Source organism: bacterium (genome assembly GCA_030655055.1).
Lineage (GTDB): Bacteria > Edwardsbacteria > AC1 > AC1 > EtOH8 > UBA5202.
The window spans coordinates 1-1558 of record JAURWH010000003.1 but is presented as its reverse complement, the minus strand read 5'-3'; the positions used below and the strand labels follow the sequence as shown (position 1 = coordinate 1558).

Below are 1558 nucleotides of genomic sequence, written 5' to 3'. Positions count from 1 at the left end.
CCGGATCGTCGTATTCCTTTTGACAATCGGGACACATGGCAAAGCCCGCCATGGAGGTCAGCGGACGGTCATACGGGGTGTTTTGGATGATGGAGAACCGCGGCCCGCAGTTGGTGCAGTTTATGAAGGGATACAGGTAACGCCGGTCATTCGCATCCATCATCTCATTTAGACAGTCGGAGCACAGGGCGATGTCGGGTGAGATCCTGGTGGCTCCGCCGCTGTTCAGGCTCTCCCTGATGACAAAATCCTTGTGATCGCCGGGCTCGGCCGGAAAAACGGCCATGGCATCGATCAAGGCCTGGGGCGGCAGTTCGCTTTTGACCTGGGACAAGAAAAGGTCGATGCCTTCGGCCCTGCCCTGGACATGGATTTCCACCCCCTGGCTGGAATTAAGCACCCAGCCGGCCAGGCCGTGCTTTTTGGCCAGCCGGTAGATGAAGGGCCGGAAACCAACCCCTTGGACGATGCCGTTTATGTTTATCTTTATTGCGTTCATGATAAATCTTAAAATAAACCGCCCTGTCATTTTCAGGACGGGGAAACCCCCTTTGATTATATTCCTAAACGCTTAAAATTTCAAGGCATATCTCAAGTCTTGCATTTTGCGGTGAAATAGTATATGCTTACTGCCCTATGGCCAAAAACAGCATTCATACACCCTCTGCCGGAAGCATCGAGCCGGATCGCAGCCTTAAGATATCCATCATCGAAGGCAGTTTTGCCACGGTCCACATCACCGTCAGTCTGGGAGCCCTGGTCACCGGATACGCCCTGATGCTGGGAGCCAACGATTTCCACTTGGGACTGCTGGCGGCCCTCAACGCCCTGTCCACCGTGGGCTCGGTCATCAGCGCCCAGATCCTGGGACGTCTGGGCAGCCGCAAGAAGCTGACCGTCTGGGGGGCCACCGTCGGGCGGGCATTGTGGGCCCTGCTCTGCGTCCTGCCCTTCATCAAGATAATGCCCGGCTTTAAGCTGGCCCTGTTCTTTGCCGTGATGTTTTTGGGAAACACCATCCTCAGCGCCGCCAACACCGCCTGGCTTTCCTGGATGACCGACCTGGTGCCCCCGGAAAAGCGGGGCGTCTATTTTGGCAAGCGCAGCGCCATCCTGGGAGCGGTGACCATGCTAACCAATTACGGGGCCGGCTGGGGATTTGACCGGATGAAAGCGGCCGGGCTGCAGGACCAGGGGTTTGCCCTGATCTTCGGGCTGGCTGCCCTGTTTGCCGTGATCGCCGGGCTGATCCTGAACCGCCAGTGGGAGCCCCCGATGAAGGGGGAGAAGTCCCTCTCCATCTACGAGATCGTAAAACTGCCCTTCGCCGATCCCGATTTCAAAAAACTGCTGACCTTCTTCATCTTCTGGTCGCTGTCCACCGCCGTGGCCGGGCCATTCTTCGGGGCCCACATGATCAAGAATCTTAAGATGCCCTACTCGGTGATCGCCCTCTATTCCATCGTCGCCGGGATACTTAACCTTTCCACCCAGCCGTTGTGGGGAAAAATAATTGACAAGCTGGGGAACCGCCCGGTGCTGATCTTCAACCTGGTCG

The 1558-nt window shown here is 56.9% G+C and carries 2 protein-coding genes; one reads left to right on the top strand and one right to left on the bottom strand.

The features are described from left to right. On the bottom strand, positions 1-499 hold a 499-nt coding region (locus Q7U71_00050; protein ID MDO9390152.1), incomplete at its 3' end, for an acylphosphatase. A 137-nt stretch (positions 500-636) separates the two neighbouring features. Here Q7U71_00050 and Q7U71_00045 point away from each other — a divergent pair. Continuing rightward, positions 637-1558 (top strand): MFS transporter (locus Q7U71_00045; GenBank protein MDO9390151.1); only part of this gene is annotated, 922 nt, incomplete at its 3' end.